Source organism: Streptomyces sp. NPDC088157, from assembly GCF_044741545.1.
Lineage (GTDB): Bacteria > Actinomycetota > Actinomycetes > Streptomycetales > Streptomycetaceae > Streptomyces.
In genome coordinates this window covers 1,024,384-1,044,967 of record NZ_JBIUSU010000001.1, presented here as the reverse complement: position 1 = coordinate 1,044,967, position 20,584 = coordinate 1,024,384, and the positions used below count along the sequence as shown (strand labels likewise).

Annotated in this window: 16 protein-coding genes; 11 read left to right on the top strand and 5 right to left on the bottom strand. The window is 73.1% G+C overall.

Features of this window, described 5'->3' with window-relative positions; translation table 11 throughout:
- Window positions 1–81: 81 nt before the first annotated feature.
- From ACIPFH_RS04430 to ACIPFH_RS04420, 3 genes are read left to right on the top strand one after another with little or no spacing between them, the layout of a single operon-like run.
- Complete coding sequence (locus tag ACIPFH_RS04430) at window positions 82–1,431, top strand: multidrug effflux MFS transporter (RefSeq protein WP_401822955.1); 1,350 nt, start codon at window positions 82–84, stop codon at window positions 1,429–1,431.
- Window positions 1,350–2,552, top strand: a complete 1,203-nt coding sequence (locus tag ACIPFH_RS04425) for a serine hydrolase domain-containing protein (RefSeq protein WP_401822954.1) — start codon at window positions 1,350–1,352, stop codon at window positions 2,550–2,552. Before ACIPFH_RS04430 ends, ACIPFH_RS04425 begins: the two co-directional genes overlap by 82 nt.
- Window positions 2,553–2,601: 49 nt before the next feature.
- Window positions 2,602–3,588 carry a small ribosomal subunit Rsm22 family protein gene (locus tag ACIPFH_RS04420; protein ID WP_401822951.1) on the top strand — a complete coding sequence of 329 codons (987 nt, stop codon included), beginning with the start codon at window positions 2,602–2,604 and terminating at the stop codon, window positions 3,586–3,588.
- A 22-nt stretch (window positions 3,589–3,610) separates the two neighbouring features.
- Here the strand turns inward: ACIPFH_RS04420 and ACIPFH_RS04415 are convergent, their stop codons facing one another.
- Window positions 3,611–5,251, bottom strand: a complete 1,641-nt coding sequence (locus tag ACIPFH_RS04415) for an alkaline phosphatase D family protein (protein WP_401822949.1) — start codon at window positions 5,249–5,251, stop codon at window positions 3,611–3,613.
- A 159-nt stretch (window positions 5,252–5,410) separates the two neighbouring features.
- Between ACIPFH_RS04415 and ACIPFH_RS04410 the strand changes: the two genes are divergently transcribed.
- On the top strand, window positions 5,411–6,217 hold the full coding sequence (locus tag ACIPFH_RS04410; RefSeq protein WP_401822947.1) for an SDR family oxidoreductase: 807 nt from the start codon (window positions 5,411–5,413) through the stop codon (window positions 6,215–6,217).
- Window positions 6,218–6,494: 277 nt separating this feature from the next.
- Here ACIPFH_RS04410 and ACIPFH_RS04405 read toward each other — a convergent pair whose 3' ends face one another.
- A complete protein-coding gene (locus ACIPFH_RS04405; protein WP_401822945.1) occupies window positions 6,495–7,745 on the bottom strand; it encodes a D-alanyl-D-alanine carboxypeptidase family protein in 1,251 nt (416 codons plus the stop codon).
- Between the two features lie 224 nt (window positions 7,746–7,969).
- On the opposite strand from ACIPFH_RS04405, the gene ACIPFH_RS04400 reads away from it, so the two are divergent.
- Both ACIPFH_RS04400 and ACIPFH_RS04395 read left to right on the top strand, forming a co-directional pair.
- Window positions 7,970–9,445 (top strand): ABC transporter permease, encoded by a 1,476-nt coding sequence (locus ACIPFH_RS04400; RefSeq protein WP_401822943.1) that lies wholly within the window; start codon window positions 7,970–7,972, stop codon window positions 9,443–9,445.
- Between the two features lie 79 nt (window positions 9,446–9,524).
- Window positions 9,525–10,217, top strand: coding sequence for an ABC transporter ATP-binding protein (locus ACIPFH_RS04395; protein ID WP_401822942.1), 693 nt, complete (start codon window positions 9,525–9,527; stop codon window positions 10,215–10,217).
- A 370-nt stretch (window positions 10,218–10,587) separates the two neighbouring features.
- Here ACIPFH_RS04395 and ACIPFH_RS04390 read toward each other — a convergent pair whose 3' ends face one another.
- Window positions 10,588–10,914, bottom strand: coding sequence for a nuclear transport factor 2 family protein (locus ACIPFH_RS04390; RefSeq protein WP_401822941.1), 327 nt, complete (start codon window positions 10,912–10,914; stop codon window positions 10,588–10,590).
- 169 nt (window positions 10,915–11,083) lie between these two features.
- Between ACIPFH_RS04390 and ACIPFH_RS04385 the strand changes: the two genes are divergently transcribed.
- From ACIPFH_RS04385 to ACIPFH_RS04365, 5 genes are all read left to right on the top strand, one after another.
- A complete protein-coding gene (locus tag ACIPFH_RS04385) occupies window positions 11,084–11,629 on the top strand; it encodes a DoxX family membrane protein (protein WP_401822939.1) in 546 nt (181 codons plus the stop codon).
- A gap of 413 nt (window positions 11,630–12,042) precedes the next feature.
- Window positions 12,043–12,450: a MazG-like family protein gene (locus ACIPFH_RS04380; protein ID WP_401822937.1), complete on the top strand. Its 408-nt coding sequence runs from the start codon at window positions 12,043–12,045 to the stop codon at window positions 12,448–12,450.
- A gap of 294 nt (window positions 12,451–12,744) precedes the next feature.
- Complete coding sequence (locus ACIPFH_RS04375; protein ID WP_401822936.1) at window positions 12,745–13,557, top strand: hypothetical protein; 813 nt, start codon at window positions 12,745–12,747, stop codon at window positions 13,555–13,557.
- The gene (locus ACIPFH_RS04370) at window positions 13,557–15,971 is read left to right on the top strand and encodes an ABC transporter substrate-binding protein (RefSeq protein ID WP_401822934.1); all 2,415 of its coding nucleotides are present in this window, start codon (window positions 13,557–13,559) and stop codon (window positions 15,969–15,971) included. Before ACIPFH_RS04375 ends, ACIPFH_RS04370 begins: the two co-directional genes overlap by 1 nt.
- Window positions 15,971–18,181, top strand: coding sequence for a bifunctional serine/threonine-protein kinase/ABC transporter substrate-binding protein (locus ACIPFH_RS04365; protein ID WP_401822932.1), 2,211 nt, complete (start codon window positions 15,971–15,973; stop codon window positions 18,179–18,181). The genes ACIPFH_RS04370 and ACIPFH_RS04365 overlap by 1 nt, the downstream gene beginning before the upstream one ends.
- 56 nt (window positions 18,182–18,237) lie before the next feature.
- On the opposite strand, the gene ACIPFH_RS04360 is transcribed toward ACIPFH_RS04365, so the two are convergent.
- Together ACIPFH_RS04360 and ACIPFH_RS04355 are read right to left on the bottom strand one after the other, a co-directional pair.
- Window positions 18,238–19,707: an APC family permease gene (locus ACIPFH_RS04360; RefSeq protein WP_401822929.1), complete on the bottom strand. Its 1,470-nt coding sequence runs from the start codon at window positions 19,705–19,707 to the stop codon at window positions 18,238–18,240.
- Between the two features lie 23 nt (window positions 19,708–19,730).
- Window positions 19,731–20,429: a FadR/GntR family transcriptional regulator gene (locus ACIPFH_RS04355; protein ID WP_401822926.1), complete on the bottom strand. Its 699-nt coding sequence runs from the start codon at window positions 20,427–20,429 to the stop codon at window positions 19,731–19,733.
- Window positions 20,430–20,584: the final 155 nt, after the last annotated feature.

The following is a 20,584-nucleotide window of genomic DNA, read 5'->3' as shown; positions in this document are numbered from 1 at the left end:
TCCCGCCCTCGTGCCGTCCCAGCAGTGTGTTCGAGCTGAGAGCATAGGTCGCACAGATGTCGGAGAGGGAGGGGCGGCCGGATGCCGGAGGGCGGGGCCATACCTGACGCGGCGCGGCGGGCCGTGACGGATCAGGACACGAGCACGGGCGGCGGAGCGGGCCCCGGTCTGCCCGCCCGGCGCCGGGCGGGACTGCTCGTCACCCTCGTTCTGGGCGGCCTGACCGCCACTCCCCCGCTGTCGATGGACATGTACCTCCCCGCGCTGCCGGAGGTGACCCGCTCGCTGCACGCGCCCGCCGCGACCGTGCAGCTCACGCTGACCGCGTGCCTGGCGGGTATGGCGCTGGGGCAGTTGATGGTCGGCCCGATGAGCGACCGGTGGGGGCGCAGGCGGCCGCTGCTCGCCGGACTCGTCGTCTACGTCGCGGCGACCGCCCTGTGCGCCCTCGCGCCCACCGTCGAGCTGCTGGTCGCCTGCCGGCTGGTGCAGGGGCTCGCGGGCGCGGCCGGGATCGTGATCGCGCGGGCCGTCGTACGGGATCTGTACGACGGCGTGGCGATGGCCCGGTTCTTCTCCACCCTGATGCTGATCTCCGGGGTCGCTCCGGTCGTGGCACCGCTGATCGGCGCGCAGATCCTGCGGGCGACGGACTGGCGGGGCGTGTTCCTGCTCCTCACGGGGGTGGGGCTGCTGCTGGCCGTGGTGGTGTGGACGAGGCTCCCGGAGACGCTGCCCGCCGCCGAGCGCCACGCGGGCGGGGTGGGCGAGGCGCTGCGCTCGATGCGCCGGCTGCTGGCCGATCCGCCCTTCACCGGCTACATGCTCACGGGCGGATTCGCGTTCGCCGCGCTGTTCGCGTACATCAGCGCCTCGCCGTTCGTGGTGCAGGAGATCTACGGCGCCTCCCCGCAGACGTTCGGTCTGCTGTTCGGCGCCAACTCGATCGGGCTGGTGCTGATCGGCCAGGTCAACGGCAGGGTGCTGGTGGGCCGCGTCCGGCTGGACCGGGTCCTGGCCGTCGGTCTCGCGGTGGTCGTGCTGGCCGCGACCGCCCTGCTGCTCATGACGACGGGCGTGTTCGGCGAGGTCGGGCTCGCTCCGGTGGCCGCCGCGCTGTTCGTCCTGATGTCCGCGATGGGCGTCACCCTGCCCAACGCGCAGACGCTCGCCCTGATGCGGGTCCGGCACTCCGCCGGTTCCGCCTCCGCGCTCCTCGGGACGTCCTCCTTCCTCATCGGCGCGATCGCCTCGCCGCTCGTCGGGATCGCCGGCGAGCACACCGCCGTCCCGATGGCCGTCGTCCAGTTGGCTGCCGCACTGGTGGCACTGGCCTGCTTCATGGGAATGTGCCGTCCCTGGACGAAAGCGGGCGCGGAGATTGGGGGTCCCCCAGCTCGAGCGCAGACGAGAGCGGGGGAAGAGAGCTGAGCGCACCGAGACTGCGCGTCGACACACCGGAACGGGCCGGGCTCGACCCCGAGGAGACGCGGCTCCTCGTCCGCGACGTCGTGGACCTCACCACCGGCGACCGGCCCTGGGCGGCGGGCGCCGTCGTGGTCGCCGGGCGCGGCCCGGTGATCGCCGTACTGGAGGCGGCGGGCTGGGCGGTGCGGTACTCGGCGTACGACCCGGCGGCCGACGCGGGGGTGGAGCTCCCGGCGGGGGCGCGGATCCCGATGACCGTCGACACCCCCTTCGACCTGGCGTCCCTCACCAAGCTGTTCACGTCGGTCGCGGCGGTGCAGCAGATCGAGCGCGGCACTCTCGGCATCGACGCGCGGGTGGGCGCCTATCTGCCCGACTTCCACGCGGCCGCCGCCCACGACATCACGGTCCGCCAGCTCCTCACCCACACTTCCGGGCTGCGCCCCGAGCTGCCCCTGTACGACTGCGCGGACGACACCCAGCGGTGGGACCTGCTGCGGGCGGAGGCGCCGGTGGGCGCACCGGGCACGTACGTGTACTCGGACCTGAACCTGCTGCTGCTCCAGCGGCTCCTGGAGCGGTTGAGCGGGCGCGCGCTGGACGTCCTGGTGCGGGAGGGGATCACCCGTCCGCTGGGCATGACCTCGACCGACTTCGGGCCGTGCCCCGGCGCGGCGGCGACCGAGGACCAGCGGCGGCCGTGGGCGAGGGCGGACCGGGGCATGCTGCGGGGGGTCGTGCACGACGAGAACGCCTGGGCGCTGGGCGGGGTGGCCGGTCACGCGGGCCTGTTCTCCACGGGCCGCGACCTCGCGGTGTTCTGCCGCACCCTGCTGGCGGGCGGCTCGTACGGTCCCGCCCGCATCCTCGGCCCCGACTTCGTGGAACTGCTGCTGACCCCGCCGGGGCTGGGCTTCGCGGTGGACCAGTCGTGGTTCATGGGCGAGCTGGCGGGCGAGGGCGCGGCGGGGCACACGGGGTTCACCGGGACCTCACTGGTGCTCGATCCGGCGACGGACACGTTCGTGGTACTGCTGGCGAACACGGTGCACCCGAGAAGACGCGTGCCGGACAGCGGGCCCCGGGCTCTGCTGGGGACGCGGATGGCGATGGCGGTGCGCTGAGGTCCGGGTCCGGGCACGGTCCGGGTCCGGGACCTGAGAAAATCGCGGGGTGAACCTCTCCGTATCCGCCGCCGAGACCCTCCGTACCGCCCTCGGAGAGCTCCTCGACGGGCTGCCGCCCAAGCAGGCCGCGCAGGCCGTCGAGCGGCTCATCGCCAACTACCGGGGCACCACCCCTACGGACGCGCCCATCCTGCGCGACCGCGCGGACGTGGCCGCCTACGCCGCGTACCGGATGCCGGCGACCTTCGAGGCGGTGTGCTCGGCGCTGGAGGCGCTCGCGGAGGCGGCCCCGGAGTGGACGCCGGGCGGCCACGTGGACGTGGGCGGCGGGACGGGCGCGGCGACCTGGGCGGTGACTTCCACCTGGGCCGGGACCCGCCCGGTGACCGTGCTCGACTGGGCGGAGCCCGCCCTCGCCCTCGGCCGTGAGATCGCCGCCGCGAACCCGGCACTGGTGGACGCCCGCTGGCAGCGCGCCCGCATCGGCTCGGCGCTCACGCTGGAGGCCGCCGACCTCGTCACCGTCTCCTACGTCCTCAACGAGCTCGCCGCGCCCGACCGGGCCGCCCTCGTGGACGCCGCCGCTTCCGCCGCGCAGGCCGTGGTGATCGTCGAGCCGGGCACCCCCGACGGATACGCCCGGGTGATCGAGGCCCGCGACCGGCTGATCGCCGCCGGTTTCCGGGTCGCCGCGCCCTGTCCGCACAGCGCGGCCTGTCCGATCGTGCCCGGCACCGACTGGTGCCACTTCTCGGCGCGGGTCAGCCGTTCCTCGCTGCACCGGCAGGTCAAGGGCGGTTCGCTGCCGTACGAGGACGAGAAGTTCAGCTATGTCGCGGCCGCCCGCTTCCCCGTCTCGCCCGCCTCCTCCCGGGTGGTCCGCCGGCCGCAGATCCGCAAGGGCCAGGTGCTCCTCGACCTGTGCGAGGCCGAGGAGCGGCTGAGCCGTACGACGGTGACGAAGCGCCACGGCGACCTGTACAGGGCGGCGCGGGACGCGGACTGGGGCGACCTCTGGCCGCCGGCCCCGTGAGCCTCGTGGCCCCGGGCGCGTCCTAGGCGGGCTTGAGCCCCTGGTCGCCGACCTCCGTGACGAAGGAGGCGGCCGTGGTGAGAGGCGCGCCCTGCTTGTTGACGTAGGGGACGGTCTTGAAGTCGGCACGGGCGAGGTCACGGCCGAGGGAGACGGTCGTGTAGCCGCGCAGGCCGTTGTAGAACTTCAGGTGCGGGTTGGCGGCCATGAAGGTGGCCCAGTTGGCGGGCTTCTGCGAGCCGTTGCCGCCGCTGGAGACCGACGAGGTGACGATCTCCGTGCCGAGCGTCCTGGACGCCTGGTCCGCGAAGTCGCGCTTGATGTCGAAGCCGTAGTGCACGTGGACGTCGCCGGTGAGGACCATCAGGTTCTCGACGCGGGCGGCCTGCGCGCCCGCCAGGATCCGCTCTCGGGAGGCCGGGTAGCCGTCCCAGGAGTCCATGGAGACCTGGGAGGGCACGGCGGTGGAGTTGTACCGCCGGGCGAAGGTGACCTGCTGCGGGACGACGTTCCACCGGGCGCGCGAGCGGTGCCAGCCGTCGATCAGCCACCGCTCCTGGGCGGCGCCGGTGAGGGTGCGGGCCGGGTCCTCGGAGTCGGGACCGGGGAACTGCCAGCCGTCGCCGTACGCCTGGTCGGACCGGTACTGACGGGTGTCGAGGACGTCGAGCTGGGCGAGCCGGCCCCAGTGCAGCCGCCGGTAGAGGCGGAGGTCGGGACCGTCGGGGAGCTGCGGGCGGCGCAGCGGCTGGTTCTCCCAGTAGGCGCGGTAGGCGGCGGCCCGGCGGATGAGGAACTCCTCGGCGGGGTCGTCGTTCTCGGAGACGGCGCCCGCGTAGTTGTTCTCGGTCTCGTGATCGTCCCAGGTGACGACGAACGGGTGGGCGGCGTGCGCGGCCAGCAGGTCGGGGTCGGACTTGTACAGCGCGTACTTGAGCCGGTAGTCGTCCAGGCTCACCATCTCGTGGTTGAAGACGGCGGGCACGGTCCCTGCCGGGTAGGCGCGGGCGCCGCCGACGCCGCTGACGGCGTACTCGTAGAGGTAGTCGCCGAGGTGCAGGACGACGTCCACGTCGTCCTCGGCGAGGTGCTTGTACGCGGTGAAGTAGCCCTGGTCGTAGCGCTGGCAGGAGACCACGCCGAGGGTGAGGGCGGCCGGGGCGGCGCCGTGGCCGGGGGCGGTGCGGGTGCGGCCGGTGCGGCTGATCCAGGTGCCCGCCCTGAAGCGGTAGTAGTACTCGCGGTCGTTCTCGAGGCCGTCGACCTGCACGTGCACGCTGTGGCCGAACTCCGGGTGCGCGAGCGTGGTGCCGCGTCTGACGGGCCGGCGGAACCTCTCGTCGCGGGCCAGCTCCCAGCGGACGGTGACGCGCTCGGCGGGCAGTCCGCCGTCCGCCTGGTACGGGGCGGGCGCGAGGCGGGTCCAGAGGAGGACCGAGCCGGGCTGGGGGTCGCCGGAGGCGACGCCGAGGGTGAAGGGGTCGTCGGTGAGCCGTGCCGGGTCGAGTTCGGCGGCGGCCGCGGTGCCGGCGGCGGGCAGGTTCACCGCGAAGGCGAGCGCGGCGGCGGCCGCGGTGCCGGTCAGGAACCGACGTCGCCCCAAGTGGCGTGCGATGGCTCGGAGTTCGGGGGTGTGCGGGGACGGGCGTGCTGCGGGTGTCATTCCGGTCCTCCCCTGGGAAATGGGTGCACCAGGCATTGGAGTGGTCGCGGACGACCCAGGGGAGTCAACGACTTGGCACGTGCACAACAGTCGGGTGGCGGACGCGCGCGTTCCGCATGCCGGACGCGAAGGATCCGTGCCCACGTACGCTGCGGGCCCATGAATGCGGAGCACACCGAGAAGACCGACAAGACCGAGAACGCCGGCCGGACCGCCGGCCGCACGAAGATCGCGATCGTCACCGGCGCCGGTTCCGGGATCGGGCGCGCGGTGTCCGTGGAACTGCTGCGCGCGGGCTGGTCGGTGGCGCTGGCGGGGCGGCGCACCGAGACCCTCGAGGCGACGGCCGCGCTGGCGCCCGGGACCCCGAGTCTCGCCGTACGGACGGACGTCTCACGCCCGGAGGACGTGACGGCCCTCTTCGACGCCGTGCGCGAGCGCTTCGGGCGGCTGGACCTGCTGTTCAACAACGCGGGCACGTTCGGGCCGGGTGGCGTGCCGTTCGAGGAACTCCCCTACGACGCCTGGCGGCACGTGGTGGACACCAACCTCAACGGGGCGTTCCTGTGCGCTCAGGGGGCGTACCGCCAGATGAAGGAGCAGGATCCCCGGGGCGGCCGGATCATCAACAACGGGTCCGTCTCGGCGCACACGCCCCGCCCGCTCTCGGCGCCCTACACCGCGACCAAGCACGCCCTCACCGGCCTGACCAAGTCCCTTTCGCTGGACGGCCGGGCCCACGGCATCGCGGTCGGACAGATCGACGTCGGCAACGCGGCCACCGACATGACGGCGCGGATGCAGACGGGCGCACTGCAGGCCAACGGGGAGACCGCACCGGAGCCGGTGATGGACGTCGCCGACGTGGCGCGCACGGTGCGGCAAATGGCGGAGCTGCCCCTGGAGGCGAACGTGCAGTTCGCGACGGTGCTGGCGACGGCGATGCCGTACGTGGGGCGGGGCTGAGGCGGAAGCCGCGGGCGGCGCACCGGCGGCCGACAGACAGTCAACTCCTCAACCTGCACAAGCGGAGTTTAATCATCCGCACCATTGCGGCCGATGGCGGACCTATGCTCAACTCTTCCACACAAGAACTTCACACTTGAACCACGACAGTTCCGCACGGGACTGCCACGAGCCACACCGACGGGGGGAGGGGCAGCCGTCCCAGGGCGCCGGGTGGGGGTGGACCTCGCCGGGACCGCGAGGTACGCACCGGCGCCGTGGGACGGCTGCCCCACCATCAACCGGCGGACGGCGCTCCACCTGTGGAGGGCGGCGCCTCACCGGTCGCCGGCGGCACCGCACCGGATCGGTGCCTGCGCCGCAGCGCGTACACCCCGCCCGCAACCAGCGCCACCGCACCCGCGGCCCCGCCGAGCACGCCCCAGCCGTCCGGACCGCCACCCACGGACGAGGCCTCCGCCCCGGCACGCGGCACCGTCCCGGCGGACGACCCGCTCGACCCTCCCGAGGCGCTCGCCCTGGTCCCGCCCTCGCTCAACGCCTCGACCAGCGTTCCCACCGCCCGCATCGAACCACTTTGCGCGAAGCCCCAGTCGAGCAGCGCCGCCGTCTCCTCGTAGACGGCGTTGTGACCGCTCTTCGGATGCAGCACGGTCACGACGAGGGTGCGCCCGGCGCGGGTCGCGGCGCCGGTGAAGGTGTTGCCGGCGTTGCTGGTGAAGCCGTTCTTCACGCCGATCAGGCCCGGGTACGGAGTCACCCCGTACGTGCCCGACAGCAGCCGGTCGGTGTTCTCGATCCGGAAGGTCTTCCCGCCCCCGGCCGGAAAGCTGACGGCCCTGGTGCCGCAGTAGGCGCGGAAGTCGGCGTCGCGCAGGCCGTGCCGGGCGAAGAGGGCGAGGTCGTAGGCGGAGGACAGCTGGCCCTTGCGGTCGTAACCGTCGGGGCTGACGACGTGGGTGTCGAGCGCCTGGAGGTCGACCGCCCTCGCCTGCATCTCGGCGACCGTCTTGGCGACCCCGCCGTTCATCCGGGCGAGCACCTGCACGGCGTCGTTGCCCGAGCGCAGGAACACGCCCTGCCACAACTGCTCGACGGTGTACGTGATCCCGGCCTTCACGCCGACGAGGCTGGAGCCGGACGGAATGCCGGCCAGGTCCGCGTCGGTCACCGAGTAGCGCTCGGTGCGCTCGAACCGGTCCAGCAGGGTGTCCGCGAACAGCATCTTCAGCGTGGAGGCGGGCGCGAGCCGCAGATGCGCGCGGTAGGAGGCGAGCACCTCGCCACTGTCGTGGTCGGCGAGCAGCCAGGCCCGGGCGGTCAGCCTCTTCGGCGGGGCGGTGCCCCCGTTCACCTGGACGCCGTCGGCGACGAGCCGCGCGCCGCCGACCACCACGTCGGACGCGGCGGCCGCCGGGCCCGCGGCGAGCGGTGCGGCGGTCAGTGGCGCGGCGGCCGCGAGGGCCAGCAGGGAGCGCCGGGAGAGGCGCGGCGACGGGCCCGAGGACGGGCTGCGGAATGCGTGCACTGCGGGACCGTACAAGGGGTTTCGAGGAAAAAGGAAATCCCCACCCAACCCCTGTCACCTGGGAAAAGCCCCTCCACAGCCTAGGAATCAGCTGTCTCAAGGAATTCTGATCCGGCCGCCCGCATTCTCAGTCCTTACACATCTTTTACTCAGGACGACTCAATGGTTTCTCCCTAGGTTGTGGCCGCGCCCACAGCGGGCGCCAAGAACCTCAGAGGAACGGGATGTTTGGCATCTATCTCAAGCGTGAACTGGGCCGGCGCAAGAAGGCCGCCCTGGTCATCGCCCTGGGTCTGGCGCTCGGAATCGCGCTGGTCATCACCGTCAACTCGGTGTCGGCCGGCATGACGCAGGCACAGGACAAGGTCCTGCAGTCGCTGTACGGCCTCGGCACCGACATGACCGTCACCAAAGCCCGCACGGCTCCCACGGGCAACAGTTCCGGGGGCCCCAGATTCGAGTTCGACGCCTCGTCCGAGGACGACGACGACGCCGAGCAGAGCTCCGACCGGGTGATGACGCAGGGGGGCCAGGCCCTGAAGGCCGCGCTCGTCAAGCAGGTCGCCGACCAGAAGGGCGTGGCGGCCGCGGTCGGCGCGCTCACCCTGAACGTCACCAAGGTCGACGGCTCCTTCACCCAGGGCAAGGCACAGAGCTCCACCGGTGGAACCAGCGGCAACGGCGGCCAGGGCGGCCCCGGCGGCGGCAACGGCGGGTCCACCGCGGCCCCGCAGGTCCAGGGCGGCGGCGCCTCCTTCGACGTCAACTCGTACTCCGTGGCCGGTGTCGACGTCACCGACCAGGACCTCGGCCCGCTGGCGACCTCCAAGATCTCCTCGGGCGTGACGTTCACGTCGGCGCAGACCAACGCCAAGGTCGCCGTCGTCAGCAAGTCGTACGCCAAGGAGAACTCGTACAAGGTCGGATCGACGCTGAAGATCTCCGGCACCAAGTACAAGATCATCGGCATTGCCACGCCCGACAGCAGCGACTCCACCACGGACGTCTACCTGCCGCTCAAGCAGGCGCAGACCCTCGCCGACGCGGCGAACCAGGTCACCACGATCTACGTCAAGGCGACCGACTCCAAGCAGATCGACACCGTCAAGGCGACGATCCAGAAGAACATCTCCGGTACGACGGTCACCACCTCCGCCGACCTGGCCGAGACGGTCTCCGGCTCCCTCTCCACCGCTTCCGACCTGGCGACCAGCGTCGGCAAGTGGCTGTCGATCGCCGTCCTCGTCGCCGCGTTCCTGGTGGCCGCGCTGCTCACCTCCTCCGCCGTGTCCCGCCGGGTGCGCGAGTTCGGCACCCTCAAGGCGCTCGGCTGGCCGAGCCGCCGGGTGACCCGGCAGGTCGTCGGCGAGTCCATGGTCAACGGCCTCCTCGGCGGCGCCCTCGGCATCGCCCTGGGCCTGGCCGCCGCGTACACGGTGACCGCGATCAGCCCGAAACTGACCGCCGAGCTCGGCAACACCGGCGGCGGTGGCGGCATGGGCGGCGGCCCGGGCGGCGGCGGTCCCGGTCAGCAGTCGGCGTCGAACACGATGGAGATCGCCCTCTCGGCCCCGGTCTCCGTCACGACGATCGCGCTCGCGGTGGGCCTCGCGATCGCCGGCGGCCTGATCGCCGGCGCGATGGGCGGCTGGCGCGCCTCCCGGATGCGCCCGGCGGACGCCCTGCGCAGCGTCTCCTGACCCGCGCCCCGACCAGCCGTCACATCCCCCCGTCACCTCCCTCGCGGAGGACGGAGAACACGGAGAACCCGGAGACCCCATGTACAACCTCACCGGCGTCACCAAGCGCTACACGCGCGCCAAGGAGACGGTCGAGGCGCTGAGCGGCATCGACCTCACGATCGCGGACGGCGACCAGCTCGTCATCCAGGGCCCCACGGGCGGCGGGAAGTCGACGCTGCTCCAGATGATCGGCGGCCTCGACCGCCCGACCGAGGGCAGCGTCGAGCTGGACGGCGTCGACCTCGCGCGCGTCAGCGAGGCGAAGCTGACCCGGCTGCGCGCCGAGAAGATCGGCATCATCTTCCAGTCGTTCAACCTCATCCCGACGCTGACCGCGCAGGAGAACGTCGAGACGGCGCTCGTCCCGCTCGGGGTGAAGCCCGCGGAGCGGCGCGAGCGCGCGGCGGAGGCCCTGCGCTCGGTCGGCCTGGGCGAGCGGCGCACGCACGCCCCGGCGGAACTCTCCGGCGGTCAGCAGCAGCGCGTCGCGATCGCCCGCGCGCTCGTCAAGAAGCCGAAGGTGCTGCTCGCCGACGAGCCCACCGGCAACCTCGACGAGGGCATGCGCGACGAGATCATGGAGGTCCTCGAAGGGCTGTGGCACGAGTACGGGCTGACGTTCGTCATGGTCACCCACGACTCGTCGATCGCCCGCCGGGCCCCCCGCCTGGCCACCATCAAGGCAGGCCTGCTCACACTGACGGAACAGGCGGCCGTCCGCTCCGGGTAAGCGACCTCCACGGGCCGACCGGCCCGGCCCGGCCCGCAGGGGCCGTTCACCGCCTCGAAGGGCGGAGGACGGCCCCTGCGGCCGTCCTCGCCGACACCTCTCCTCGCCGACACGGGAGGCGGCGGGGCCGTCCCGCCCGGAGCCGTCCCGCCCGAGGCAGTTCGGTCAGGGGCCGTCCCGCCCGGGGCCGTTCGGTCAGGGGCCGTCCCGCCGCGGGCCGTTCGGTCAGGGGCCGTTCGGTCAGGGGCCGTTCGGTCAGGGGGCGTTCGGTCAGGGGCCGACCCGCCGCGGGCCGTTCGGTCAGGGGCCGTTCGGTCAGGGGGCGTTCGGTCAGGGGGCGTTCGGTCAGGGGGCGTTCGGTCAGGCGGCGTTAGGCCTGCCCGGTCTCGAAGCGGGAGATCCGGCCGTCGTCCTCGACGACGAAGCTCCACCTGGTGCGCATCTCGCCCCAGGTGTCGTTGCGGTAGTCGGCGATGAGGGCGCGCCCGCCGTCCGACTCCTTGGTGACGTCCATGTGACCGTGGGAGGAGAAGATCTCCCGGTCGATCCACTGGGAGAGGTCACGGTCGGAGCCGTCGTCCGCCATGGTCGCGTCGGGGGTGAGCAGGCTGCGGAACGCCTCCTCGTCATGGGAGTTGACGGCGGCGACGAAGGCGCGGACGGCCGGGTCGCTGAGTCTGTCGATCTGGATCGCCATACGGGTCACCCTCACACCGCTGTCCGGGCCCCGCCACCCGAACGGCGTCCAGGACGGGCCGGACGGGTGTGAGTGGTGCGACGGTGGAAACGCGGAGGGGGTTGTTCCTGTCTGTTTCTGTTCTGTTCCCGTTCCTCTACGTCCGCGCCTTTCTGCTCAGGGAGTCACCGTGACCTGTTACGACCGTCGTGATCTGGGACTGCTGCTGCTCCGGCTGGGCACCGGCGGAGTGCTGGCGGCGCACGGCGCGCAAAAGCTGTTCGGCTGGTTCGGCGGGCACGGTCTGGAAGGAACCGGCCAGTTCATGGAGTCCGTCGGCTACGCGCCCGGCAAGGCCAGCGCGACGGCGGCCGGCCTGGCGGAGGCGGGCGGCGGCACGCTGCTGGCGCTCGGCCTGGCCACCCCGGCGGCGGGCGCGGCCGCGGCCGGCGCGATGGCGGGCGCCTCCGCGGTCCACCTCCCCAACGGCTTCTTCGCACAGAGCGGCGGCTACGAGCACGCGGCCTCCCTGGGCCTGGCCGCCGCGGGCCTCGCCGTCACGGGCCCGGGCCGCCTCTCCCTCGACCACGCCCTCGGCCACCTGGTCGACCGCGGCTGGATGGTCCCGGCGGCGCTGGGCGCGACGGCGGCGGCCACGGCGGCGGTCATCGGCATGCGCGCCAAGCGGCTGCGCAGGCGGGAGCAGGGGGAACAGGAGGTGCTGTTCGAGGAGTAACCGGACCCGCGCAGCCCAGGCCGGCCGGCAGCCCCACCCGGCCCACGCAGCCGACACGCGGGACTCCGACCCGCCCCGCGCTGCCCGGGACGCGGGGCCGTGGCCCGGTCCGCGCTGCCTCGGACCCGGGGGCCGTGGCCCCCGGATGCAGCAGTTCGTCCTTCGGCCTTCGGCCCGGCCCGGCCCGGGAAGCGGAACTGCGCGGCCTGGAGAGGGGACTGCGGCCTGCGGAGCGGGACAGCGGTCCCCGGACGCGGGGCTGTGGCCCGGCCCGCGCCCCCCGGACTCGGGGCTGTGCCCCCCGGACGGCGGGGCCCGTGACCCCCTGACTCGGGGCCCGTGACCCCCGGACTCGGGGCCCGTGACCCCCGGACTCGGGATCTGCGGGCCAGCAGGCCTGACACGCTTCGGCCATGAGCATCCAGCCGCAGCCCTCGCAGTCCGTGCCCACCGGATCCGACGCCCCTGTGGGACCCGCCGGTCTCTGGGCCACCGTCGACGCCCTGTCGAGGTGGCTCGACGCCGACCAGGCGCACGGCGGCAGGGAGGGCCTGCTGCTGCGGGTGCTGAAGCTGTCGGAGGAGGTCGGTGAGGTCGCGCAGGCCGTGATCGGGGTGACCGGCCAGAACCCCCGCAAGGGCGTCAGCCACACCTGGGACGACGTGCAGAGCGAGCTGTGTGACGTGGTCATCACGGCACTGGTGGCGCTGCGGACGCTCACCCCGGAGGCGGAGGCGGTCTTCGCGGGGCATCTGGCACGGGTGGCGGAGCGGTCCCTGGAGGGCGCGGGCGATCCGCCGGCGCAGGCACCAGCGCCCTGACCGTCAGAAAGCCGGTCAGACGAGAGCCCCGCCGCGGCCGCGAGGACGGCATCGTCGTTCCTCTCGGCGGAGCCGGTCGCGAGACGCGGCACGGCGCATGGCCATGGTCCGCCGGGTCCGCCGGGTCCGGGCCGCACTGAAGACCGAACTCCGTTCACGGAACCGTCCGTCCACTTCTCGCGTACCTCTGTACGATCACCGCACGCGAAGCGGGGGCGCCGAGGCGGAGGGGCGGGCATGGGCGACAACACAGGCAGACGCAGGACGACTTGGCCCTTGAGAACGACGTGGCCCTTGAGGGCCGCGACGTCGGCGGCCGCGGCAGCCGTGCTGCTGGGCGGCTGCGGCGCCGGGGACGACAAGGCGGCAGAGCCGAGCCCTTCGGCGTCCGCACGGTCCGCGGCGCCGTCCGCGTCCGGCGCGGCCTCCTCGTCCGCCTCCTCGCCGGGCGGGGGCACCGCGTCGCTTTCGCCGTTCGAGGCGGACCCCGCCGAGGTGCCCCGGACGGGGCGTCAGGCCGAGCGACTGGCGCAGGCGGTCGCGTTGCAGCCACAGGCCTGGGGCTCGCGCTTCCGGGCCCAGCAGCCCGCCGCGAGTGCCCCCGGCACCGTCGCCGTGCTCGACGCGCAGTGCCGCTGGCAGCGCCGGCCCCTTCCGAGAACCGTCCTGGCCTCGCTGTCCCGTTACAGCGAGCTGCCGGGCGCCGGCGGTAAGGGAACGCTGAAGGTGACCGCGGCGGTCACCGTGCACGCCACGGTCCGCGACGCGGACCAGCAGTTGTCCACCACCCTGGAAGAGCCGCTGCGCTGCCAGCTGCAGCAGGTCCGCACCGACGAGCAGATAGCCGGGCTCATGTCGACCGCCAGTCCCTACGGCCAGGGCGGCAACACCTACGCCGACGACACGGTGGTCGAAATAGGTTCCTACCTCACGGGGACGAGCGCGCAGGCGTACCGCTGGTTCGTCGCTCGGCTCGGCACGGTGACCGTGGCGGTGTCGGTGATGGGCGCCGAGGGCTACAAGCCCAACGATCTGGTGCCGTTCGCGTCGCAGGGCATCACGACGATGCTCAGCCGCATCGAGTCCGAGCTCGGAGGGAAGAGCTGATGGAACCGCTGCGTTCTTCCGACCCCGCGCACATCGCGGACCACCGTCTGCTCGGCCGGCTCGGGGCCGGCGGCATGGGCGTCGTCTACCTGGCGCGCACCCCGAACGGCGCCCTGGTGGCGCTGAAGGTGCTGCTGGCCGAGTACGCCGAGGAGCCGGGCTTCAAGGAGCGGTTCCGCCGCGAGGTCGAGGTGGCCCGGCAGGTCCACAGCCCGTGGGCGGTGCCGCTGGTGGACGCCGACGCGGACGCCGAGGCGCCCTGGCTGGCGACGGCGTACGTGCCCGGCCCGTCGCTGGGCGAGGCGGTGGCCGGGTACGGGCCGCTGCCGGAGCCCGGGGTGCGGCTGCTCGGGGCCCGGCTGGCCGAGGCGCTGGGCGAGGTGCACCGGGCCGGGCTGGTCCACCGGGACCTGAAGCCGGGCAATGTGCTGATCGCCCACGACGGTCCGCGGCTCATCGACTTCGGCATCGCCCGGGCGCCGGAGGACACGGCGCTCACCGCTACCGGCATGGTGGTCGGCACCCCCGGCTATCTCTCGCCCGAGCAGGCCACGGGACCCGGTGGCGACGACATCGGGCCGGCGAGCGACGTGTTCTCCCTCGGCTGCGTCCTGGCGTTCGCGGCGACCGGCCGTGCACCGTTCGGCGGCGGAGCGGTCGACGCCCTGCTGTACCGGGCGGCGCACGATCCGGCGGACCTGGACGGGATCCCGGCGGCGCTGCGCGAAGTGGTGGAAGCCTGCCTGGAGAAGGACCCGGCCCGGCGTCCGGACGCCGCGGAGCTGGTGCGGCGGTTGACGGCCGAGGGCGGGCCGCAGGCCGGGCCGCAGGCCGGGCCGCTGGGCGACCCGCGGGACGAATCCGACAGCGACCCGCAGGACGGACCCCGGAGCGACCCGCGGATCACACTGCAGAGGGCGCCGCAGGGAGAGCAGAAGGCCGAGCCGCAGGACGAGCGGGCGTCGGGATGGCTGCCCGAGCCGGTCACCCGGCTGATTGCCGAGCGGTCCGCCGCCGCTCTCGCGCTGCCGGACATCGAGCACACCCAGGTCACGGCCGCCTCCCCGGAACGGTCCGGCTCGGGATCGGAAAGCCCGCCGGACGCCGCTTCCGACGTGCGGGACACACACCCCGACCAGGTCTCCGACGCGCAGGCGGCCGAGCCGGCCGAGCCCCAGGACGCCCGCCCGGCCGGCCGGCGCAGCTTCCTGCTGCTCGCCGGCGGGGCCGTGGCCGTCGCGGCGGGTGTGGGCGGCACGGCCTGGTGGGCGTCGACCCGGGACGATGGCGCGAAGGGCGCCACGCCCGCCGCCGCACGGCGGCCCGTGCACACCCTCGCGCTGCACGGCGACCTCAGCGGCCCGCAGCGGGAGACGGGCCGTGCGCAGGAGCGCGGACTGCAGCTGGCCGTCGCGGAGTTCAACGCGCGCGGCGACGCCCCGTTCACCGTGAAGGTCAGAGCGGTCGACGACAAGAGCGATCCGGCGGCCTCGGCCCGGCTCGCCGCGGAACTCGCGGGCGACCCGGCGGTCCTCGCCGTGGTCGGCCCGACCACCGACGCCACGGCGCAGGCGGCGCTCGGGAAGTACGCCGCCCGGGGGCTGCCTGCCGTCGCCGTGTCCCCCGGCAGCATGAGCCTCCTCATCCAGGGTTTCAGCTCGTTCCTGCTCGGTCGGCTGCCCGACTCGGTGCTCGCCATATACATCAGCAACTACCTCCGCAGCACCGGTCGTTCGCGCAAGGTCGGCCTCGTCGTCGACCGTCCGGCCGGCAACTACGGGACGGACCTCGCCACCTCCCTCAGCACGCAGCTCACCAACGCGCGGCAGCCCGCCGTGCCGGAGGTGGTCAGCGCGATGCGCGACGACTTCGGCAACGTGGTGGACGCGGTGCTCTCGGCGGGCGCCGACTCCGTGTTCTTCGCCGGACTGCCCGACCGTGGCGCTCTGATCGCCGCGGCCTTGGGGCAACGGTCCTTCCAGGGTGCGCGGGTGTCAGGACCGGCACTGCTCGATTCCCGCTTCCTGACCGCTGCTCAGCAGTCCGCCGAGGGCTGGGCGATGGTGGCTCCGGTCATCGACGCGACCCGCAAGCCCGAGGCCAAGAAGTTCGCGGCCGCGTACCGCGAGCGCTTCAAGGAGGCGCCGCCCCGGTACGCGGCGGAGTCCTACGACGTGAGCGGGATGCTGCTGAAGGCCCTGTCCGGGTTGCCGGCGAAGAGCCGCACCCGGGAAAACCTCCATGCAGCCGTGCTGACGGGGAGGTACGAGGGCATCACCAAGCAGTTCGCCTTCGATCTGACCACCCAGATGGCCAGGTCCGGTCTGATGGCCATCGACGGCACCGGCGGCTTCCTCTGGCGGGTCGAGAAGGGCGCCTTCGTGTACGGCGGCCCCGCGCCGCTCACCGTCTGATGGAGCCGCTGCGCGCCGGCGATCCGTCCCGGCTCGGTCGCTACCGTCTGCTGCGACGGCTGGGCGCCGGCGGGATGGGCGTCGTCTTCCTGGCCCGTGCGCCGGGCGGGGCGATCGCCGCGGTCAAGACGGTCCGTGCCGCGTACGCGGAGGAACCGGGTTTCCGGGCCCGGTTCCGCCGCGAGGCGCAGGCCGCCCGGCAGGTGCAGAGCCCCTGGGTGGTGCCGCTGCTGGACGCCGACGCCGACGCGGAGACGCCGTGGCTGGCGACGTCGTACGTGCCGGGCCCGTCGCTCTCCGAGACGGTGGAGCTTTTCGGGCCGCTGTCGGTCACCTCCGTGCGGGTGCTCGGAATCCGGCTCGCGGAAGCCCTTGAAGCGGTCCACGCGGCGGGGCTGGTGCACCGCGACGTGAAGCCGGGCAATGTGCTGCTGGCCCCGGACGGGCCACGGCTCATCGACTTCGGCATCGCCCGCGCCCCGGAGGCCACGGCGCTCACCTCCAGCGGCGTCATCGTGGGCTCGCCCGGCTTCCTCTCGCCCGAGCAGGCGCGGGCGCGCGGCGGGGAGATCGGCCCGCCCAGCGACGTGTTCTCGCTGGCGTGCGTGCTCGCGTTCGCCGCGACCGGGGTACGGCCCTTCGGCGCCGGCGGGGCGGCGGGCGTGCTGCTGCGCACGGTCTACGAGGAGCCGGACCCGGCCGCGTTCCCCGACGCCCTGGCGCCCCTGCTGACATCCTGCCTGCACAAGGACCCGGCCGCCCGCCCCACCCTCGCCCGCCTGCGAGCGGAGCTCGAGACGAGCGTCGGCCCCGGCCCGGGCGGCACGGCGGGTTGGCTTCCGGAGCCGGTCACCCGCCTGATCAGCGACCGGTCCGCGGCCGTGCTCGCCCTCGACGCCGTCGAGCCGACCCAGGTGTCCACGCCGGCGAGCACGGTGTCCCCGGACGCCGCGACGATGACAGCCGTCACGGCCACGCCACCCGTCGCACCCGGAATCCGCCGTCGCAGCTTCCTGCGCCTCGGATCGACGGCCGGGGTCCTGGCGGCCGGTGGCGGCGGAGCCTGGTGGTGGAGCACCCGCCGCGGTACGCCGACGACGACCCCGCCCGTGGTGAGCGCGCGTCCCCAACTGGTCGTCGCGTTCCAGGGTGACCTGACCGGGCCCGCGAAGGACAGCGGCAACGCCCAGCTCAACGGGGCCCGGCTGGCCGTCGAACAGGTCAACGCCCAGAGCGGCCGTCCCCTTCGCCTGAAGCTGGTCCCGTACGACGACGGCGGCGACCCGGCCCGGGCCGCGAGCCTGGCCGGGCGGCTGGTGAAGGACGCCGGCGTCCTCGCGGTGCTGGGGCCCACCGGCGACGCGTGCTTCCTGAGCACCGAGGCCGCGTACACCAAGGCGACGATGCCGGAGGTCACCGTCTCGGTGGACGTCAGTCTCGACGGCAGGTCGTTCGGCTACGACCAGTTCCGCTCCCACGCGGCGCTGCACGTCGAGAGGACGCTTCTCGCCGCTCCGTGCGTCCGCTACCTCAGCAACCACGTCGATGCGCGCAAGGTGTTCCTGGTGGACGACCGGGCGCAGGGCGACACCGCCTGGAAGCTGTGCGACCTGGCCCAGAAGGGACTGCGGAGTGCAGGCCGACAGGCGACGCTGACCAGCGTCCCCGCCGGGAGGATCGACTACAAGGCGCTGGCCGCGTCGGTGCTGTCCGCGGGCGCGGACGCGGTCGTGTGCACGGGGGACGGGGCACGGACCGCCGGTCTGGCATCCGCCCTCAAGGCCGCCGGATTCACCGGCACCTGCATGGCCACGGAACAGGCCTTCGGCGCCGGATTCCTCACCGCCGCAGGGGCCGCCGCGACCGGCTGGGTCTTCGCGACCTCGTTCACCGACCCGACGGTCCGCCCGTCCGCCCGCGCCTTCTCCGCCGCTTACCGCACCCGGTTCGGCTCCGCCCCCGGCTGGTACGCGGCCGAGGCCTACGACGCCGTGATGTTCCTGGCGGCGGTCTGCGCGCAGGACGGCACGGCCTTGCGGGAGCGTGTCGCGATCGCCCACCGGCTGCAAGAGGTCAAGCACACCGGGATCACCCGTACCGTCGCGTACCGCCCGTCGCACGGCTACAACGACGACGCGATGTTCCTCTACGAGGTCACCGACGGCGCGTTCCACTACCTCGGCCAGTACATGGAGGCGGCGGTGTCGTGAACCGGCGACCCTCACCCCCCGCTGGGCGGGACGAGCCGCGGCCGTCACCGCCGCGTTCACTCCGCGTCGGCGACGACCGAACCGACCCGGTCGGCCAGGCCCGGGTCGCGTCGGACCAGGAGCGCCGCGTAGCAGACGGCCGCGAGGAGGGTGGCCAGAGCCGCGTACGGGAACCAGCTGTACGGAGCGGGCTGCCCTGGCTTGGCGAGGTAGTACAGCGGGATCAGGACGGCGAGGGCCCCGACCGCCGGCAGCACCAGGTGCCGCAGGAGCCGGAACTCCTGCGGACGGTACCTGCGGTAGTACAGCGGCAGCGCGATGTTGGACGCGAGATAGACCAGCAGGATCAGGATCGCGCCCAGACTGGAGGACTCGGCGAAGAAGACCACCGGGTTCATCTGACCGCCGTCCCCGAGCACATGCCCCAGGCCCCAGCCCGCGATGATCAGCAGCGCGGTGGCGGTGAAGGTGACGATCGCGTTGTTCGGCGTACGGCGCGTGGGGTGCACGTAGCCGAAGAAGGACGGCAGCAGCCCCTCGCGTCCGGCGTTGAACACCAGCCTCGCCTGGGAGTTGATGCCCGCGATCAGCACCCCGAGGGTGGAGGTCAGGCCGCCGACGTAGGCGAGGATCGCCAGCGCCCCCAGGGTGTGCTGGGCGACGTCGACGAAGGGGATCCGGGAGTCGCCGAGCCGCTGCACGTCGTAGCCGAAGCCGGTCACCGTGGCGTAGGAGAAGAGGATGTAGCTCACCGTCATGATCGCGACGGACGAGAACACGGCGCGGCCGACGTTGCGCCGTGGGTTCTCCGTCTCCTCGGCCAGTGCCGCCGAGTTCTCCCAGCCGATGAACAGGTACACCGCCAGCGGGAAGCCCGCCGCGAGGCCCTTGATGCCGTGGGTGAGGTGGGAGGGCAGGAACGGAGCGACCGAGAGGTCACCGCGGTGCTCGACGATCGCCGCGACCGAGACCACGACCAGTACGAGCATCTCCACGCCGAAGAAGTAGCCGGCCCACTTGGTGGACACCACGATCCCGCGCAGCATCAGCACCACCGACAGCCCGGTCAGCAGCAGCGTCCAGACGATCCACGGCAGGTCGACGCCGGTGTAGTGGTGCAGGGTGATCTGCATGAACCCGCCGGAGATCGCGATGACGGAGGCCATCGCGATGATGTAGCCGAGTCCGGCGAGCAGAGCCGTGGTCACCGCGCTGACCGGCCCGAAGGTCTTGCCCACGAAGGTCGTGAAGCTGCCCGCCGAGGGGTGCGCCCGGGAGAACTCGGCCAGCGTGTTGCCGAACAGCGCGACCGCCACCCCGGCCGCCACGATGGTCAGCGGGGACGCGACGCCGGCGGTGGTGGCCAGGAAGGCGAAGCCGAAGAAGAAGCTCATGGCCGGGCCGACGTTGGCCATCGTGGCGGCGGCGATGTCCGCCATGCCGAGGGCGCCGCCGCGCAGCCGCTGGGGGGTGCCGTCGGCGGGGCCCGACGTCGACGACGGTCCGACGGGTCCGGACTCAGCCATGGCGACAACTCCCTTCTGAGAGGTCAGTTCGGTTCGGCGTGCCGGTGTGCCTTCACCGCTCGTACCGCCCGGTCCATCGCGCCACGGCCGAGTTCGTCGAGCAGATCGGCGTGGCAGCGGTTGCGGGCCTGTACGACCGCGGGGTCCGGCGCGGGCCGCAGCAGGCACTGCTTGCCGAGCAGGTCGGCGGCGAACTCCCTGATCCCGGCGCCGCCGAGGGTCTCCGCGAGGTCGAGGTGGAAGCGGGTCTCCAGTTCGAGCAGCCGTGCCGGGTCGTCGGCCGAGTCCATCTCCTCGACCAGCGCCCGCAGCCCGTCGAGCCGGCCGTCCGGCAGCTCGCCCGCGGTGTGCGCCACGAGCCCGCACTCGAGCAGCAGATGGAAGGACTCCAGCGCGGCCGCCTCGTCGGCGTCGTACATCACGGCGACGACCGCGCCCCAGTCCGCCGCGACGAAGGTCCCGCCCGCCCGGCCCCGACGGCGGTCGAGCAGGCCGTCCTGGCACATGGCCTCCAGCGCGCGGCGCACGGTGATCTCACTGATCCCGAGCTCCTCGGCAAGGACCCCCGCGTCCGGCAGCCGGTCTCCGGGCGACACGGACCGCAGACGCACCCGCAGGGCGATCCGGGAGCGGACGAGCTCCGCTCCCGTGGGGCCCCGGCCGGCCAGGACGCGCGTGTCCCAGCCGCTGTAGGGGCCGAACTTGCCCGGTGCATTCACCACGGCGCCACCTTAACGGCCTGGCGAGCGGGGTCACGGTGTGGTCCACAGGGGGCTCCCGGAAGAGAGGGTTCCGCGCTGCACGAAAAATAGAGCAAGGTGAACAGTTAAACAAGTCTTGTTCTTTTGGATCGTACTGAACTAATTTCCAGACGCCC

Bases quoted from the DNA above. Each gene is read 5' to 3' on its own strand.
- ACIPFH_RS04395 (WP_401822942.1), top strand. From the start codon at position 9,525: ATGTACAACCTCACCGGCGTCACCAAGCGCTACACGCGCGCCAAGGAG.
- ACIPFH_RS04365 (WP_401822932.1), top strand. From the start codon at position 15,971: ATGGAGCCGCTGCGCGCCGGCGATCCGTCCCGGCTCGGTCGCTACCGT.
- ACIPFH_RS04360 (WP_401822929.1), bottom strand. From the start codon at position 19,707: ATGGCTGAGTCCGGACCCGTCGGACCGTCGTCGACGTCGGGCCCCGCC.
- ACIPFH_RS04430 (WP_401822955.1), top strand. From the start codon at position 82: ATGCCGGAGGGCGGGGCCATACCTGACGCGGCGCGGCGGGCCGTGACG.
- ACIPFH_RS04410 (WP_401822947.1), top strand. From the start codon at position 5,411: ATGAATGCGGAGCACACCGAGAAGACCGACAAGACCGAGAACGCCGGC.
- ACIPFH_RS04370 (WP_401822934.1), top strand. From the start codon at position 13,557: ATGGAACCGCTGCGTTCTTCCGACCCCGCGCACATCGCGGACCACCGT.
- ACIPFH_RS04390 (WP_401822941.1), bottom strand. From the start codon at position 10,914: ATGGCGATCCAGATCGACAGACTCAGCGACCCGGCCGTCCGCGCCTTC.
- ACIPFH_RS04400 (WP_401822943.1), top strand. From the start codon at position 7,970: ATGTTTGGCATCTATCTCAAGCGTGAACTGGGCCGGCGCAAGAAGGCC.
- ACIPFH_RS04380 (WP_401822937.1), top strand. From the start codon at position 12,043: ATGAGCATCCAGCCGCAGCCCTCGCAGTCCGTGCCCACCGGATCCGAC.
- ACIPFH_RS04415 (WP_401822949.1), bottom strand. From the start codon at position 5,251: ATGACACCCGCAGCACGCCCGTCCCCGCACACCCCCGAACTCCGAGCC.